This window comes from Streptomyces galbus (genome assembly GCF_005280195.1).
Lineage (GTDB): Bacteria > Actinomycetota > Actinomycetes > Streptomycetales > Streptomycetaceae > Streptomyces > Streptomyces galbus.
On sequence record NZ_SZPR01000074.1, the window covers coordinates 1,214 to 1,912 of the forward strand.

Sequence of the window (699 nt, forward strand, 5' to 3'; positions counted from 1 at the left end):
GCATCTACCGCACCATCGTCACAGAGATGGCCCACGTCCTCGAACACCGCGCCCGGGTGGGGGTGCCCGGAGCCAAGACGCGGGACGTGACCGACCTGATCGACACCTACCTGATGGACCTCGCCTCCATCGCCGTCACGAACGACCACCGGGCCAAGGCGATCCTCGACCCCAGCTACACGGCACGGGTCTACAACGCCTACAAGGAACAGTTCGCCGCGCAGTTGCCCGCCGACAGCCCCGTACGAGCCCTGCTCCCCGCCGACAAGGGACGGTTCGGCGTCCTCGCCGACTTCGCCCAACTCGCCACCAGCGTCGGCACCAACAACCGCGGCGACAGCATCCAGCAGCCCAGCCTGCCACCGGCCGCCCCAGGTGCGACGCAACCCCGGCTGCCCCAGTCCCACACCGGCGTGGCACCGCGTATGCCGCAGGCCACCGACGCCCCGTCCGCTCAAGCGGACCCGGTCCTCGTCCCCTTCAAGTCGGGGAACTTCGAGTTCACCAACCTCAAGCACACCGACGAGAGATACCGCGACAAGGCGATCCGGATCATCGAACTGCTCCGCAAGCACGACACGATCCGCGACTACGTCGGCGACCGCTCCGTCCGCATCACCCTGCACGTCCGGACCACGGAAACCCCGGCCGACGTCATCGACCGCGGTGACGACGGCGTCGACATCAACCTCGCCAGCT

General features: G+C 68.1%; 1 protein-coding gene. It reads left to right on the top strand.

The window, feature by feature from the left end:
* Positions 1–699: hypothetical protein (locus E4U92_RS35600; protein WP_168725288.1), on the top strand; the 699-nt coding region annotated here is incomplete at both ends.